At 31.4% G+C, this 16,361-nt stretch carries 14 protein-coding genes; all 14 read left to right on the top strand.

The genetic code is table 11. From position 1 onward, the window contains the following. Nucleotides 1-49 precede the first annotated feature (49 nt). Complete coding sequence (gene gcvH / locus HNP65_RS07725) at nucleotides 50-418, top strand: glycine cleavage system protein GcvH (RefSeq protein WP_184619688.1); 369 nt, start codon at nucleotides 50-52, stop codon at nucleotides 416-418. After that, entirely contained in the window at nucleotides 418-858 is a 441-nt protein-coding gene (locus HNP65_RS07720; protein ID WP_184619687.1) for a hypothetical protein, read from the top strand. Before gcvH ends, HNP65_RS07720 begins: the two co-directional genes overlap by 1 nt. Nucleotides 859-920: 62 nt before the next feature. Further along, nucleotides 921-2,576 (top strand): excinuclease ABC subunit UvrC, encoded by a 1,656-nt coding sequence (gene uvrC, locus HNP65_RS07715; protein ID WP_184619686.1) that lies wholly within the window; start codon nucleotides 921-923, stop codon nucleotides 2,574-2,576. 119 nt (nucleotides 2,577-2,695) lie between these two features. Further along, on the top strand, nucleotides 2,696-3,733 hold the full coding sequence (locus HNP65_RS07710) for an ABC transporter permease (protein WP_126993458.1): 1,038 nt from the start codon (nucleotides 2,696-2,698) through the stop codon (nucleotides 3,731-3,733). Between the two features lie 14 nt (nucleotides 3,734-3,747). Further along, on the top strand, nucleotides 3,748-4,662 hold the full coding sequence (locus HNP65_RS07705; RefSeq protein WP_126993457.1) for an ABC transporter permease: 915 nt from the start codon (nucleotides 3,748-3,750) through the stop codon (nucleotides 4,660-4,662). A gap of 14 nt (nucleotides 4,663-4,676) precedes the next feature. Beyond that, a complete protein-coding gene (locus HNP65_RS07700) occupies nucleotides 4,677-5,693 on the top strand; it encodes an ABC transporter ATP-binding protein (protein ID WP_184619685.1) in 1,017 nt (338 codons plus the stop codon). Further along, a complete protein-coding gene (locus HNP65_RS07695) occupies nucleotides 5,690-6,832 on the top strand; it encodes an ABC transporter ATP-binding protein (protein WP_184619684.1) in 1,143 nt (380 codons plus the stop codon). The genes HNP65_RS07700 and HNP65_RS07695 overlap by 4 nt, the downstream gene beginning before the upstream one ends. A gap of 113 nt (nucleotides 6,833-6,945) precedes the next feature. Next, nucleotides 6,946-8,112, top strand: coding sequence for a flagellin N-terminal helical domain-containing protein (locus HNP65_RS07690; protein WP_184619683.1), 1,167 nt, complete (start codon nucleotides 6,946-6,948; stop codon nucleotides 8,110-8,112). Nucleotides 8,113-8,225: 113 nt separating this feature from the next. Further along, nucleotides 8,226-9,950, top strand: a complete 1,725-nt coding sequence (ade, locus tag HNP65_RS07685) for an adenine deaminase (protein ID WP_184619682.1) — start codon at nucleotides 8,226-8,228, stop codon at nucleotides 9,948-9,950. A gap of 3 nt (nucleotides 9,951-9,953) precedes the next feature. Next, on the top strand, nucleotides 9,954-12,236 hold the full coding sequence (locus HNP65_RS07680; protein WP_184619681.1) for a xanthine dehydrogenase family protein molybdopterin-binding subunit: 2,283 nt from the start codon (nucleotides 9,954-9,956) through the stop codon (nucleotides 12,234-12,236). Beyond that, on the top strand, nucleotides 12,233-13,651 hold the full coding sequence (locus HNP65_RS07675; protein ID WP_184619680.1) for a PLP-dependent cysteine synthase family protein: 1,419 nt from the start codon (nucleotides 12,233-12,235) through the stop codon (nucleotides 13,649-13,651). Before HNP65_RS07680 ends, HNP65_RS07675 begins: the two co-directional genes overlap by 4 nt. A 10-nt stretch (nucleotides 13,652-13,661) precedes the next feature. Further along, a complete protein-coding gene (locus HNP65_RS07670) occupies nucleotides 13,662-15,023 on the top strand; it encodes an 8-oxoguanine deaminase (protein ID WP_184619679.1) in 1,362 nt (453 codons plus the stop codon). Between the two features lie 168 nt (nucleotides 15,024-15,191). Next, entirely contained in the window at nucleotides 15,192-16,067 is an 876-nt protein-coding gene (gene rsmH, locus HNP65_RS07665; protein WP_184619678.1) for a 16S rRNA (cytosine(1402)-N(4))-methyltransferase RsmH, read from the top strand. A gap of 16 nt (nucleotides 16,068-16,083) precedes the next feature. Continuing rightward, complete coding sequence (locus HNP65_RS07660; protein ID WP_184619677.1) at nucleotides 16,084-16,356, top strand: hypothetical protein; 273 nt, start codon at nucleotides 16,084-16,086, stop codon at nucleotides 16,354-16,356. The last annotated feature ends 5 nt before the right edge of the window (nucleotides 16,357-16,361 follow it).

The following is a 16,361-nucleotide window of genomic DNA, read 5'->3' as shown; positions in this document are numbered from 1 at the left end:
TTTATATGTTAGAATATTATTGAACAAATAAAATCAAGGAGGGGTTTTCATGAAAAAATTTACAAAAACTCATGAATGGGTAGATGAAAACGGGTATGTTGGAATAAGTTCGCATGCACAAGAAGAGCTTGGAGATATTGTTTATGTTGATTTGCCAGAAGTTGGTAAAGAAGTTAAAAAAGGTGATGTTTTGTTATCAATAGAAAGTGTTAAAGCAGCAAGTGATGTTTATGCACCAGTTAGCGGAAAAATTGTAGAAATAAATAGTGAGCTTGATGCAAGGCCAGAACTTGTTAATGAAGATGCTGAAGGTCAAGGATGGTTGGTAAAAATTGAAATTTCAAATCCTTCAGAGCTTGATGAATTGATGACAGAGGAAGAATATAAGGAATTTCTTAGCAGTGAAGGTGATAATTAATGCTAGGTGTTACCGCATATGCAGTTTTGGTTTTTATAATGAATATAGTGATTGGAATTGTATTATTGCTTGGTGTGATTCAACAAGCTAAATCGTCATTTGGCATTTCAAGTGTAGTTTCATGGGTATTTTTTGTTGTTTCTCTAGCATTTTTTGTATCTGGTGGTTTTGTAAATTTTTACTCGAAACTTGGATTGTCAATATCGCCAGTCGCATATTTGGTGATTGCTATTTACTCAATGCTAGCCGCAAGTGATATTTCAAAGTTGAATATTCGCAAGGCAATGAGAAAAGCTATACTATTTTCAATAATAATGATTGTCTTCTTGATAATTGATTTAATTTGGGTTAAAGATGCTGCATTTGTTGCTTTATTTTCTATCGGTTGGGCATATGTTATAACTTTGATTTTTGGTATTAAAAATCGAAATATAGAATAAGCAAAGTTTTGCTTATGAAAAATGTGGGGGGAATCCCCACATTTTTTGTATGGAGGGATCAAATGTTAGACAAAAGTGTTTTATATAACGTTAGTGAAAAACCTGGAGTGTATATCTTTAAGAATGGAAGTGAATATATTTATATTGGAAAAGCAAAAAATTTAAAAAGAAGGCTTAGTTCACATTTTTCATTTAAAGAAGAAAAGAGTAGGCTAATTATTGAGGAATCAAATAGTCTAGAAGTTATTGTTGTAAAAAATGAAAAAGAGGCATTATTATTAGAAGCTACCTTAATATTTAAACATAAACCAAAGTATAACATAATGCTAAAAGAAGGTGAACGATATCCATATATTAGGATATCAGATGATGAATATCCGTATGTTGAAGTTACAAGAAGTAGGAAAAGTTCAGGAATATTTTTTGGCCCTTTTACTAATATAACTTTTACAAGATTATTGTTAGAGATTTTACAAAAAATTTTTGGTTTTAGAACTTGCAAAAAAGATTTATCTAAAATTAAGAAACCTTGTATTGAATACCATTTAAAAACATGTTTAGCACCATGTAGATTTGAAAATAAAAATATTTATATGTCAGCAATAAATAATTTGAAAAAGGTTTTATCAGGAGATTTTGAATTTGTAAAAGACTACATTGAACAAAAGATGAATTATCATTCTAAAATGCTTGATTTTGAAAATGCTGCTAAATATAGAGATTTGTTATTATCATTTGAAAAACTGTTAAACACACAAGGTGTGATTTTAAAAGATAAAAGATGTGTTGACTATATTGCATATTCAAAAGGAGTTTTTTTAGTTTTAAAGGTTCGTGGTGGAGTTTTATTATCAAAGCTTTTTTATGAAGCAAATTTATCATTTGAAGAATTTTTATATCAATTTTACTATGGAATGAAAAGTGATTTACCAACAAAAATAGTTACATTCGAAAGTAATAATTTAAATAAAATAGAGTTTGATATACCTATAAATGTTTCTTTAGATGATAGTGATAGATATTTACTTGAAATAGCATATGAAAATTTAAAGGAACATTTCAAAGCAAAAAGGCTGAGAAAAGATACTTTAAAAAAGATTAAAGAAATATTAGGGTTGAAAAAGATTCCATATAGAATTGAAGGGACAGATATTTCTCACAGAAATGGAAAATTTACAGTTGCATCTTTGGTAGTATTTGAAAATGGAGTACCAAAGCCAGAAGAATATAGAAGGTATAAACTTGGTGATATTTTGGATGATTTTGAAAGTATCAGGATGTTTGTAAGGAAAAGATATACAAAACATGAAGTACCTGATCTTATTTTTGTAGATGGAGGAAGAGGACAGGTCAATGCTGCAATTGAAGCATTTAATGAATTGGGACTAAATGTTGATGTAATTGGTATTGCTAAAAAGGAAGAAATAATTGTTACAAAAAATAAAGAATTTAAATTGAAAGAAAATGATGAAGTTTTGCGTACTTTAATAGCAATACGTGATGAAACACATAGAGTGGCAAATAGTTTTAGTGGTAGCTTAAAGTTAAAAAATTATACATTAAGCAAGCTAGACGATATTCCAGGAATTGGACCAAAAAGGAAAAAATTACTGCTTAAAAAGTATAAAAGTATAGAAAATATAAAAATGGCACCTCTTGATGAACTTTCGAAGATAGTTGGTAAAAAGATAGCGTTACGTTTAAAGGAATATTTGTAAGTATTTATTAAAAATTACAAGATTTAAATTAAAATTAAGTTTAATTCAGACTTGAAACATTTTTTACTGCTGTTATAATAATATTGATGTAAACTTAAAAAATTCAGGAGGTGTTAAACTTGACGGCGTATATTATTCGGAGACTTTTGCTACTTCCACTGATTTTGTTTGGTGTTACTTTGATAATATTTAGTTTTACAGAGATCTTAGGCCCTGAAAAAATGATTTCAGCATACGTTAATCCAAATCTTTTTGATAAGCTATCAAATGAGGAAATTGATAAATTAATTGAAAAATATGGATTAAAAGATCCAATGTGGACAAGATATTTTAAATGGCTTGGTGGAGTTTTAAAAGGAGATCTAGGTTGGTCTGTTACGGCAAAACAACCAGTTGCTGATGCTATTAAAGAAAGAATTCCTTATACGATTGAGCTTGCACTATATGCATTTATACCGGTTATTGCTGTTGGTATTTGGTTAGGTGTTACTGCTGCGGTTAATAGAGACAAGTTTATAGATCATTTTATAAGGATTTTTGCAATAGTTGGATGGTCACTTCCAGATTTCGTATTCGGATTGATAATATTGATGATTTTCTATTCAGTTCTTGGATGGTTTCCACCAGGAACTTTGAGTGATTGGGCAGATTCAATTGTAAAATCAGATAGTTTTCATAAGATAACACATCTATTAACAATTGACTCATTATTAAATGGTAGGCTTGATATTTTCTGGGATGCATTGAGACACTTAATTGGACCTATTCTAACAATTTCTTGGCTTTGGTGGGCGTATTTGTTAAGAATTACAAGATCGAGTATGCTTGAAGTTCTTGGTAAAGAATATGTTAGAACGGCTAGGGCAAAAGGAGTTCCTGAAAAAGAAGTTATACACAAACATGCCAAAAAGAATGCGATGATTCCTGTTGTAACTGTAGCAGGAGCGATGGTTATTGGCTTGCTTGCAGGAACTGTTATTGTTGAAGTTATATTTAATAGAATCGGTATGGGAAGATTTACAGCTCAGGCAGCAACTCAGCTTGATTATGCAGCAATTTTAGGTAGTACTTTATTTTATTCAACATTGCTTGTGGTTGGAAATTTAATAATCGATATACTATACGCAATATTAGACCCAAGAATCAGACTAGGTTAAGGAGGTGGATGTTGATGAATACAGAGTTTAAAAGAACAATGAGAAAATTGTTTAGAAATCCTTCTGCAGTTCTAGGATTTTCATTGTTAATATTTTTTGCTTTGATTGCTGCATTTGCGCCATTGCTTGCACCGCCTGTTAATCCAATGTTTCCAGATGAAAATGGAAATCCAATGAAACTTGAAGATCCATACATAATGCCAATTCTTTCTTGGAATTCAGATCCAGTACCACCAAGTAAAGATCATCCCTTTGGTATGATTGCAGGTAGAGACATTTATTACGGAGTAATTTGGGGTACAAGAACTGCTTTTAAAATTGGTTTAACAGTTGTTACTTTATCAACAATAATTGGTTTAATAATAGGATCAATTGCTGGTTATTTTGGTGGTTGGATAGATGAAATTCTAATGAGGGTTACAGATATTTTCTTATCAATTCCATTTTTATTAGCTGCAATGGTATTAACAACAATATTAGGAAGTGGTTTAGATAAAGTTATGATTGCAATGACAGTTTTTGGTTGGATGGCTGTCGCAAGATTAATTAGGGCAAATATATTGCAAGTTAAAGAAGAACAATTCGTTCTAGCTGCAAAAGCTCTTGGAATAAAAAACTTTATTATAATTGTAAGACATGTGCTTCCAAACACAATCTTTCCAGTTTTAGTTCAAGCTACAATGAGATTAGGTTCTTTGGTTATTACAGCTGCTGCACTTTCATTTTTAGGACTTGGTGCTCCAATTGGTTATGCTGATTGGGGTTCAATGCTTAACTATACAAGAAACTATATATTAGGTGCTAGTGGTCAAGCACTAGCTTACTGGTATACGGTTTTTTATCCTGGCATGGCAATGGTTTTGTTTGTATTAGCATGGAATTTAGTAGGTGATGCTTTAAGAGATGTCTTTGATCCGAAATTGAAATAAAAGGAGTGATTGAGTTGGAAAAAAAACCATTATTAGAAGTAAAGAATTTAAAGACCTATTTTCATACAGAAGATGGAATTGTTAAAGCAGTTGACGGTGTGGATTTTGAAGTTTATCCCGGCGAGACACTTGGAATTGTTGGCGAATCCGGTAGTGGAAAAAGTGTTACCTCATTATCAATTTTAAGATTGTTGGATCCAAATGGTGAAATTTTAGAAGGAAGTCAAATAATTTTTGAAGGAAAGAATCTTTTAGAGCTATCAGAAGATGAGATGAGAAAAATTAGAGGTAATGATATTGCAATGATTTTTCAGGAACCAATGGTAGCTTTAAACCCAGTTTTTACAATTGGTGAGCAGATTATGGAAGCAATTTTGTTGCACCAAGATGTTGATAAAAAAGAAGCTAGAAGAATGGCAATTGACATGCTAAGAAAAGTTGGAATACCTGAACCAGAAAAACGTGTTGATGAATATCCACATGAATTATCTGGTGGTATGAGGCAAAGAGCAATGATTGCAATGGCACTTTCATGTAAGCCAAAATTATTAATTGCTGATGAACCAACAACCGCACTTGATGTTACTATTCAAGCGCAAATCCTTGATTTAATGAAGGAATTACAAAGAGAGTATGGAATGGCTATAATTTTAATTACGCATGATGTTGGTGTTATTGCAGAAAATGCCGATAGAGTTGTTGTAATGTATGGTGGAATGGTTATGGAAACAGCTGATGTAAAAGAATTATTTAAAGAAATGAGGCATCCATATACTTGGGGACTTTTGAATTCAATTCCAAGGTTAGATATTGAGCAGGATAAACTTTATAATATTCCTGGAATTGTTCCTGATCCATTGCATTTTCCACCAGGATGTAGATTTAATACTAGATGTGAGTTTGCAGATGAAAGATGTAAAAAGGAAATTCCACCGTTATATGAAGTTGGAAAAAATCATTATTCAAGATGTTTTTATTATAAAAAAATTGAAGAGGCTCAGAAACTCAAAAAGGCTGGTGAAAGTGCATGAGTGAAAAAAAAGTATTAGTTAAAGTTGATAATCTTGTAAAGTATTTTCCAATTCGTGCAGGAGTATTTAAAAGAGTTGTAGCATGGGTTAGAGCAGTAGATGACATCAGCTTTGAAATTTATGAGGGGGAGACTGTTGGGCTTGTTGGTGAATCAGGCTGTGGAAAAACTACTGCCGGAATGACGCTTTTAAGACTTTATGAACCTACATCTGGAAGAATTATAGTAGACGGAAAGGATACAACATATTATTTTATGCCACGTTATAAGGCAAAGAAATATTTAAAGAAAATGTATATAGAGAAATTTAAAAAAGAAGATCCATCAAAATTTACAGGAATTGATAAAGAATACTATGAAATATATGACGAACTAGGCGAAAGTGGTTTTTATAGCAAACTTTTAGATAATATTACTGAAAAGAGAAGAGATTTTAGAAGAACGATGCAAATAGTTTTTCAGGATCCATATAGTTCTCTTAATCCAAGAATTAGAGTTAAGACAATTGTTTCTGAAGGACCTGTATTGCATGGTCTGATAAAAAAATCTGAAGTAGTAGATAAGGTAAAAGAAGTTTTAGAAGAAGTTGGTATTCATGGAGAACATATGTATAGATTTCCTCACCAATTTTCAGGAGGGCAACGTCAAAGAATAGGAATAGCAAGGGCATTATTAATGAATCCAAAGTTAATAGTTGCCGATGAAGCAGTAGCAGCACTTGATGTTTCCATTAGATCTCAAGTTATTAACTTAATGCTTGAACTTCAAAAGAAACATAATTTAACTTATTTATTTATTTCACATGACCTATCAGTCATTAAATATATTTCTGATAGAGTTGTCGTTATGTATTTAGGAAAGATTGTTGAAAATGCTTCAAAGAAAGAATTATTTGATAATCCATTACATCCATATACAAAAGCATTAATGAGTGCTATACCGGTTCCAAACCCAGAATATAAGAAAAAGAGGATAATTTTAACAGGAGATGTTCCAAGTCCTGTTAATCCACCAAGTGGATGTAGATTTCATCCAAGATGTCCTGTAGCAAAAGAAATTTGTGCTAAAGAAGAGCCACAATTGAAAGAAGTATCACCTGGTCACTTTGTAGCTTGTCATTTCCCTGGATCGTTAAAATAATAAGAATTTCTTTAAAATAGCATCTCACCTTATGGTGAGATGCTATTTTTTTTTAGGAAAATAAATAATTAATAAAGAAAAATTTGTTAGAAAAAGAATAGGAGGTGTAAAAAGTGAGAATAAATCATAATTTAAGTGCTTTAAATGCTTGGAGGCAAATTTCATTAACTAATTCAAATATGACAAAAACTTTGGAAAAATTATCATCAGGATTAAGGATTAACAGAGCAGCTGATGATGCAGCTGGACTTGCAATAAGTGAAAAGATGAGAGGTCAAATTAAAGGACTTGATATGGCAAGAAAGAATGCACAAGATGCTATATCTTTAATTCAAACAGCAGAAGGTGCATTAAATGAAGTTCATTCAATACTTCAGAGAATGAGGGAACTTGCAGTTCAAGCAGCAAGTGATACAAATACTGATGTTGATAGAGAAAATATTCAAGCTGAAATAGAACAATTACGTCAAGAAATTGATAGAATAGCCCGTTCAACTGAATTTAATACAAAAAAGCTTTTGAATGGAAGTTTAGAAGGTTTTAGAGCAAATGCTGAAGCAGATATTGTAAATGGTGGAATAATAGATTTAACAATTAACACTTTAAATCAAAATGCTAAAGAAGGTACTTATTTGGTTGAGGTAGGACAATTTAGAGGTTCACCTACAAGTGCATTGGATGTAAGAATAACTTTAGTAACAAGTTCATCTGTTTATAGCACAATTGTTACTTCTTTTTCTCAAGGATATGTTGTAGTAGGTGGGGTTACTTTAAGATGGGATTCAACTGTCATATCAATTTCAAATTATAATGGATTACCAAGTGGTGAAGTTATTGATGCTGCGGTTGCAAGAATTGAAGGGAAATACACTGGTTCTGATTATTTGGTTTTCCAGATTGGTGCAAATGAGGGAGCAAATATGGTTGGTGGAATTGACGCTGTTGATTCAAAAAATTTGGGACTTATCACTAGTTTAATTGATGTTACCTCGCAAGATGGAGCAGAAAGGGTAATAAGTTTAATAGATGCTGCAATAGATAAAGTAAGTGGAATTCGCTCAAAATTAGGAGCAATGCAAAATAGATTGGAACATACAATTGCTAATTTAGGTGTTTCATCAGAAAATCTAACATCGTCAGAAAGTAGAATAAGAGATGCTGATATGGCTAAACAAATGATGTTCTTTACAAAACAGCAGATATTAATTCAATCAGGGATGGCAATGCTTGCTCAGGCAAATACACTTCCACAAAATATTTTACAATTACTGAGAGGTTAAAAAGGATAATATTTCATAATTTTTAGAATTTATTATTAAATAAGGTAAAAAATCACCCTTTTTTATAAGGGTGATTTTTTTATATAATCTTCCTAAAAAGAAGGAGGGATAAGATGAAAATATATGAAATTGTTCCTGTTGCTTTGGGAAAAAAAATGCCTGATGTATTAATAAAGAATGTTAATCTTGTGAATGTTTTTACAGGAAAAATTGAAAAAACTAATGTTGCTCTTTATAAAAAAAGAATTGCAGGAATTGGAGATGATTATAAAGTTGGAAAGGAAGTTATTGATGCAAAAGGCCTATTTGCAATTCCTGGACTTATTGATGCTCATGTTCATATTGAAAGTTCTATGCTTTCGCCTACTGAGTTTGCAAAATTAATCCTTCCTTTTGGTACGACAACAATTATTGCAGATCCACATGAAATTGCAAATGTTTTAGGTGTAGAAGGTATTGAATACATGATTAAGGCAACTGAAGGTATACCGTTAAATGTCTATTTCGCAATTCCATCTGCAGTGCCCGCAACAAATCTTGAAACATCAGGAGCAACACTTGGTGCTGAAGATATGGTGAGCTTAGTTGAAAAATATCCGTTTAGAATTATCGCTTTAGGAGAAGTTATGAATTATCCTGGTGTTTTAAATTGTGATAGAGAGCTCATTACAAAAATTGAGATATTAAGACATAAATATAAAAAGATTGATGGCCATGCACCAGGATTAACTGGAAAAGAGTTAAATGCATATATTGATGCTTTTGTTCGATCTGATCATGAATGTGAAACAAAGCAAGAAGCATTAGAAAAACTTTCAAAAGGAATGCAAATATTTATTAGAGAAGGGACAGCAGCCAGAAACCTGAATGCATTACTTCCAGCAGTAAATGAAATGAACCACTTTTTCTTCTCTTTTTGTACTGATGATAGAGACCCAAATGACATAATTGAGAGAGGTCATATAAATGGAATTATTAAAAGTGCAATTGATAATGGAATTGATCCAATAATTGCAATTAGGATGGCAACAATTAATACTGCTAAATATTTTAATTTGAGAAGTATGGGTGCAATTTCGCCTGGTTATAAAGCAGATATTGTTTTTGTAGATAGTTTAAAAGATTTTAATATAAGGTTTGTTATTAAAGATTCAAAGATTGTAGTTGAGGACAGAAGAATCAATATGAATGTTGAAAGTATAATTCGTAATATTCCAAATACTTTAGGAAAAATAAATATTGTAAAAAACTATTCTTTAAGTATTAAAAATAGGAATAGAAAAATACGTGTGATATCTGTAAAATCTGGGACTCTTTTAACAGATGAACTAATATTTGAGCCAAAGGTTGAAAAAGGTTACGTAGTTTCAGACATTGACAGAGATATTATAAAAATAGCAGTTTTTGATAGACATAAAGCAAGCGGTTATTCAATTGGCTTTGTTCACGGACTTTCAATCAAAAATGGGGCAATTGCAACTACAATTGGTCATGATTCTCATAATTTGACTGTTGTTGGAACAAATGACGAGGATATGAATTATGCAATAAGTAGGATAAAGGAGTTAAATGGAGGAATCGTTGTTGTAAAAAATAAAAAGCTTATAGCTTCTTTGTCACTTCCAATAGCGGGGTTAATGTCAGACAAAAACTATGGTTTTGTGGTTGAAGAATTGAGGAAATTAAAAAATTCTTTAGTAGAAATTGGGGTAAATAGTGATATCCTAATGCAAATACACTTTTTACAACTTGCTGTAATACCAAAATTAAAGATTACAGATAAAGGACTAATTGACGTTGAAAAACAGAAAATAGTTGATTTGTTTGTGGAGGTGTAATTTATGAATGTAATTGGAAAGAAAGTAGAGAGAATCGATGGATTAGAAAAAGCCTATGGAATTTCTAAATACGTAGCAGATTATTATTTTGAAAATATGTTATATGCAGGAGTAGTTTATGCTAATGTTCCACATGGAATATTGAAAAATATAGATATTTCGGAAGCAAAGAAAATTCCTGGAGTAGTATACATAGCGACATACAAAGATGTTCCAGGAGTTAATAAATTTGGTCATGTTATAGATGATATGAATTTTCTTGTTCCTGTAGGGGAAAAAATTAGATTTGAAGGAGATGTATTAGCACTGATTGCTGCTGAATCTAAGCATGCAATTGAAGAAGCTAGGAAATTAATAAAAGTAGAAATTGAGGAGTTACCACCTGTTTTATCGATAGATGAAGCGATAAAAGATAAAATAATTGTTAATGGAAAATCAAATATTGGTTTTCATAGAAAAATTAGAAGAGGAAATGTTGATGATGCTTTTTCAAAAGCGGATCTTATTATAGATGAAAAATTTGAAACAGGGTATCAAGAACATTCATATTTGGAAACACAAGGTGTTGTTGCAAATTATACTCCAAGAGGGGTAATGGAAATTTATGTTAGTGCGCAATGCCCATTTTATGTTCAAAAAGACGTAGCAAAAATATTGGGAATAGAATTAAATAGATTAAATGTAATACAGACTGAAACTGGAGGAGGATTTGGTGGAAAAGAAGATGTTCCATCCTACATAGCATCAAAGGCTGCTCTTTTATCATATATTACAAAAAGACCTGTTAAATTAATCTATACAAGAGAAATGGATATTAAAGAAACAAGTAAAAGACATCCTAGTAAGTCATATTACAAAGTTGCATTTTCAAAAGATGGAAAAATTTTGGGAATCAAGACAAAAGTTTATTTAGATATGGGTGCTTATTCAACTCTTTCCCCAATAGTTATGTATAGGACAATGGTACATGCAAGTGGAGCTTATTCAGTAAAAAATGTAAGTGTTGATGTATATGGAGTATATACAAATAAAGTGCCTTGTGGAGCTTTTAGAGGCTTTGGCTCGCCTCAAGTTTTAGTAGCGATTGAATCGATAATGGATCGTGCGGCAAAAAAGTTGAATATTGATCCGTATAAAATAAGAATGAGAAATGCACTTGATATGAATAAAGAAACGTCAACCGGACATGTGCTAACTCAATCAGTTGGGGCAAAAAAAACTTTGGAAAAAATTTATAAGGCATCAAATTATGAAATTTTAAAGAAAGAAGTTTTAGAATATAATAAAAACTCTAAATTAAAAAAACTAGGATTAGGTTGGTCCCATATTTTTTATGGTGTAAGTTTAGGAGCAGGTGGTCAACATCTTGATGGTGCTACTGCAACAATTAATGTTCAATCAGACGGTACTATTAATGTAATGATAGGTAATACCGAAATGGGGCAAGGTGCAAAAACAACAATGGCGATAATAGTATCGGAAATATTGGGACAAGATATTTCAAAGATTAGGGTTTTGCAACCTGAGACATTGTTTATTCAAGATAGTGGGCCGACTGTAGCTTCAAGGACTACATTCTTTAGTGGTAATGCTTTAAAAATAGCAACTGAGAAATTAAAAAAGAACATAGTTGAATTTCTAGTTTCTTATTTTGGTGTAGGTGAAAATGAAATTAGTTTTTTAGATGGAAAAGTTTTTATAAGAGAAAAAGTATTTTCTTTTGAGGAGATTGCAAAGTTATGTAACGACAATAACGTTAAGTTGTCTGAGGTTGGATGGTATAAATCTCCTAAATTACATTTTGATCACGAAAATGGAATTGGTGAGGCATATATAACATACAGTTTTGCAACGCAACTTTCTCTTGTTGAAGTTGATTTGTTAACTGGAAAAGTTGCATTGAAAGAAGCTTGGGTTTGTCATGATATTGGTAAAGTTATAAACTTAGAAGGTGCTGTTGGTCAGGTTCAAGGTGGGGTAATTCAAGGGATGGGATACGCTATTATGGAAGAAATAAAGCAAAATAGTGGAAAAATACTCACTACTAATTTCAATAATTATTTAATCCCAACTATCAAAGACATTCCTGAGAAAATACATGTGTATTTTGTGGAAGAGGAATTCTCAGAAGGACCATTCGGTGCAAAAGGATTGGGTGAACCATCGCTAATGACTTCACCACCTTCAGTTTTAAATGCAGTTTCAAATGCTATAGGTAGTTTTTTAAATAAGATACCTATTTCTTTAGAGGAAATAGTTAAAAATACTAAGGAGGGAAAATTATGATGAGAAAGGTTCCTGTTATTGGACCAACTTTTGAAGAAATGCTTAATCCAGAAAAGATTGATCCAAAAATTAGGAAAAGAGCTATTGAAATGAAAAAGAAAGATCCACTTCATCCAATTAACTTGTTTAATATCACATGGAAAGATGAAAATAATGAAATTTATTATTTTGAAGTTCCGAAAGATATTACAGGAGTTGATGCTAATATAATTGTTTTATATGCAAAAGAATTTCCATCAGGAAGTCATAAAGTTGGTGCAACATACTCAGTGTTGGCAGAAAAAACTGTTTACGGAGAAGTGGATCCATTGAAACATACATTAATTTGGCCATCAACCGGGAATTATGGAATTGGAGGAGCTTGGGTTTCATCTAGAATGAATTATAGATCTATTGTTTTACTTCCAGAACTTATGAGTAAAGAAAGATTTGAAATTATTAGAAAATATGGAGCTGAGGTTATTGCAACACCTGGGTGCGAATCAAATGTTAAAGAAATATACGATAAATCAAAAGAACTATATAATAAGGATCCTGAACATGTAAGAATATTAAACCAATTTGAAGAATTTGGCAATTATAGATTTCATTACTATGTTACAGGAAATACAATGATCGAATTAGTAAAAAATAAAAAAATTGGAAATTCTAGAATTTCGGCAGTTGTTTTAGGTGTAGGTTCTGCTGGAACAATAGCATCTGGTGATAGAGTAAAACAAGAATTTTCAGAAGCTAAAGTAGTTGCTGTTGAGCCATTACAATGTCCAACAATTTCTCTTAACGGATATGGTGGTCACGATATTCAAGGTATTGGTGATAAACATGTTACATGGATTCATAATGTTATGAATAATGACGCAGTTGTTTTAGTTGACGATATGGAATCAAAGAAAATGCTTCAAGTTTTAAGCGATCCAGTGGGAATTGAATTTTTGAAAGAATTTGCTCCAAAAGATATGGTTGATTTTATATCAGACAAATTTGGGATTTCGGGAGTTGCTAATTTGATTGGAGCAATAAAAGTAGCAAAGTATTATAACTTTACGTCTGATGATAATATTTTTATTGTTGCTACTGATTCAATTGAGAGATATTATTCAGTTATGAAAGATTTAGAGGAAAAGTTTGGAAAACTTGATAGAGCAGAAGCTAAAGCACGAACTGAAAGAATTTTATTATACAAAGAGCCTTCTTGGATCTTTGAAGGTGATAAATATTCTAGAGAAAGATGGCATAATTTAAAATATTATACCTGGGTTGAGCAGCAAGGAAAAACAGTAGAAGAGCTAAATGCGCAGAAGGATCAGAGTTATTGGATTAAGCAACAAGAAAAAGTTTATGAAGTAAATGAAAAAATACTTGAATATAGAAAAAAACATTATGATGAACTTATGAAAATATATTTTGAAGATTGAAGGTGGTAATGTGAGAAAATTGTTTAAAAATATTTCTTATGTTTATACATTTGATGAAAAAATTGGAGATATTGAGAATGGTTATATTTTAGTGGAAGATAATGTAATTAAAGAGGTTGGAAGAAATTGGGAAAATATTGAAGCAGATGAAATTTACGATTTAGATGGATATATGATTATCCCCGGTTTTGTAAATACACATCATCATATGTTTCAATCACTTACTAGAGGACTTGCTGCAGACAAAAAGCTTTTTGATTGGCTTGTTTTTCATTATGAAATATGGAAATTTATAGATGAAGAGGCAATTTATGTAAGTAGTTTAATAGCACTCTATGAAATGATTAAAACTGGAGTTACAACAACAACAGACCATCTTTATCTTTACCCATATGGAAATAACAAGCTTTTTGATGCTGAAATAGAAGCTGCAAAATTGATAGGTGTAAGGTTTCATCCTACAAGAGGGAGTATGTCGCTTAGTAAAAAAAACGGAGGTCTTCCTCCAGATAGTGTTGTTCAAACTGACGATGAAATATTGCAAGAAAGTGTTAGAGTTATAGAAAAATATCATGATCCAAGCAAATATTCTATGCTTAGAGTTGCGCTTGCTCCTTGTTCGCCGTTTTCGGTGACGCCATATTTGATGAAGGAGACTGTAAAAATTGCTAATAAATATGATGTTCTACTTCATACACACCTTGCTGAAACAAGAGATGAAGAAGAATATTGTCTTGAAAAGTTTGGAAAAAGGCCCGTAGACTATATGGAAGAACTTGGTTGGCTTAACAACAAAGTATGGTTTGCTCACATGGTCTGGTTGAGTAAAGAAGATATGGAAAAGCTTTCAAAAAATAATGTTGGAATGGCACATTGCCCTTCTTCAAATATGAGATTAGGATCTGGAATTGCTCCAGTAAGTGAGTTAAAGAATAAAATCAGAATAGGAATTGCTGTAGATGGTAGTGCAAGTAATGATACAAATAACATGATAATGGAAGCAAGAAATGCACTATTACTCCAGAGAGCAAAATATGGTGCCAATGCTTTAACTGTTAGGGAAGTTTTAAAAATGGCAACTATAGGTGGAGCAGGTGTTTTAAAAATGGATGATTATATTGGAAAAATAGCACCAGAAATGGCTGCAGATTTTATAGGTTTTAAGTTAGATAAGGTTGAATTTGCTGGAGGATTACATAATCCAATAAATTCAATATTGCTTTGTGATCCAAAGCAGGTTGATTTATCTGTAATTAATGGAGAAATAAAAATATTAAATAGTGAATTTACAAACTTTGAGATTTCTGATTTTTTAGAAAAACATAATATGATCTCAAAAAAATTGTTGAAAAAGGCAGGAATTTTATTGTAACTTTAATTGTAATATAAATGTATACTTTTGTTATTAAATTAGAAACGAGCAGCAAGGCTTATGAATAAAAGCTTAAAGGCTGCTCGTTTTTTTAATTTTAATTTTGAAATAGAATATTAAAATGTTATAGTAGAAAATGAGTTAATTTAGCGGAGCGGAGCGAGAAAAGTGAGAAGATATGAAGATAAGCATATTCCAGTAATGCCTAGAGAAGTTATTGAACATCTTATTTGGAAAAAAGATGGAGTATATGTTGACTGTACAGTTGGTGAAGGTGGTCATACTTTACTTATGGCCTCAGTTTCGCCTAATATTTTTGTTATTGGTTTAGATATTGACTCTGAAGTTTTGGCCATTGCAGAAAAAAATCTCTCCGGTTTTAGTAATGTTAAACTCTTCAAATCCTCCTATGTTGACCTTCCTGTTGTTTTAAAGGCCCTTAATATTGAAAAGGTTTCTGGAATTTTAATTGATCTTGGTATATCAACTTATCAGTTGAAAGCTGAAGGTAGAGGTTTTACATTTAATAGAGATGAGCCTCTTGATATGCGTATGAATTTAGAACAGAAAAAAACAGCATATGATGTTGTAAATTTTTATTCGGAAAAAGAACTTGCAGATATTATTTTTAAGTATGGTGAAGAAAGATTTTCTAGACGTATTGCAAGAAGTATTGTAAATAGTAGACCAATTAATTCTACCTTTGAATTAGTTGAAGCAATAAGAAAAGCTTTACCACCTCAAGAAATAAGGAAAAGAAAAAGACATTTTGCTACAAAAACTTTCCAAGCAATTCGGATAGAAGTTAACGGTGAACTAAATAATATTGAAAATTTTTTAAATAACGTTCCTGATTTATTAGAAATTGGTGGTAGACTTGCTGCAATTTCTTTTCATTCACTTGAGGATAGGCTTGTAAAACATTTTATTAAAAATTCAAACAAATTAAGACAAATAGTTGGTCCAATAATACCTAGTAAAGAAGAAATTGATGAAAATCCGAGAGCAAGAAGTGCAAAATTAAGAATAGCGGAGCGAATTTAAGGGGGGAGGAATTTTTATGGCAGTTAGTGTTCAAGCGAAGCGGAGCAGAGTAGAAAAGTTATCAAAGTTATCGTTATTAACTCTTTTGAAAAAGTTTTTTTTGGTATCTATTCCAGCGTTGATTATTTTTACGATGGTTTATGTTGTTATTCATTTTTCCACCCTTAATGTAGAAATCCAAACTCAAAAGGAGGCATATCAGAAAGAATTGGTTGAGTTAAATACTAAATTAATCAATCTCAACAAATCGATTGAATCTCTTACAATTGGACTTGAAAACATAAGATAATTATA

It is taken from the genome of Thermosipho japonicus, from assembly GCF_014201655.1.
Lineage (GTDB): Bacteria > Thermotogota > Thermotogae > Thermotogales > Fervidobacteriaceae > Thermosipho > Thermosipho japonicus.
This window is presented reverse-complemented; position numbering and strand designations above follow the sequence as displayed.

Excerpts from the sequence above, each read along its gene's own strand:
- gcvH (WP_184619688.1), top strand. The coding sequence starts at position 50 with ATGAAAAAATTTACAAAAACTCATGAATGGGTAGATGAAAACGGGTAT.
- HNP65_RS07720 (WP_184619687.1), top strand. The coding sequence starts at position 418 with ATGCTAGGTGTTACCGCATATGCAGTTTTGGTTTTTATAATGAATATA.
- uvrC (WP_184619686.1), top strand. The coding sequence starts at position 921 with ATGTTAGACAAAAGTGTTTTATATAACGTTAGTGAAAAACCTGGAGTG.
- HNP65_RS07705 (WP_126993457.1), top strand. The coding sequence starts at position 3,748 with ATGAATACAGAGTTTAAAAGAACAATGAGAAAATTGTTTAGAAATCCT.
- HNP65_RS07695 (WP_184619684.1), top strand. The coding sequence starts at position 5,690 with ATGAGTGAAAAAAAAGTATTAGTTAAAGTTGATAATCTTGTAAAGTAT.
- ade (WP_184619682.1), top strand. The coding sequence starts at position 8,226 with ATGAAAATATATGAAATTGTTCCTGTTGCTTTGGGAAAAAAAATGCCT.
- HNP65_RS07680 (WP_184619681.1), top strand. The coding sequence starts at position 9,954 with ATGAATGTAATTGGAAAGAAAGTAGAGAGAATCGATGGATTAGAAAAA.
- HNP65_RS07675 (WP_184619680.1), top strand. The coding sequence starts at position 12,233 with ATGATGAGAAAGGTTCCTGTTATTGGACCAACTTTTGAAGAAATGCTT.
- HNP65_RS07660 (WP_184619677.1), top strand. The coding sequence starts at position 16,084 with ATGGCAGTTAGTGTTCAAGCGAAGCGGAGCAGAGTAGAAAAGTTATCA.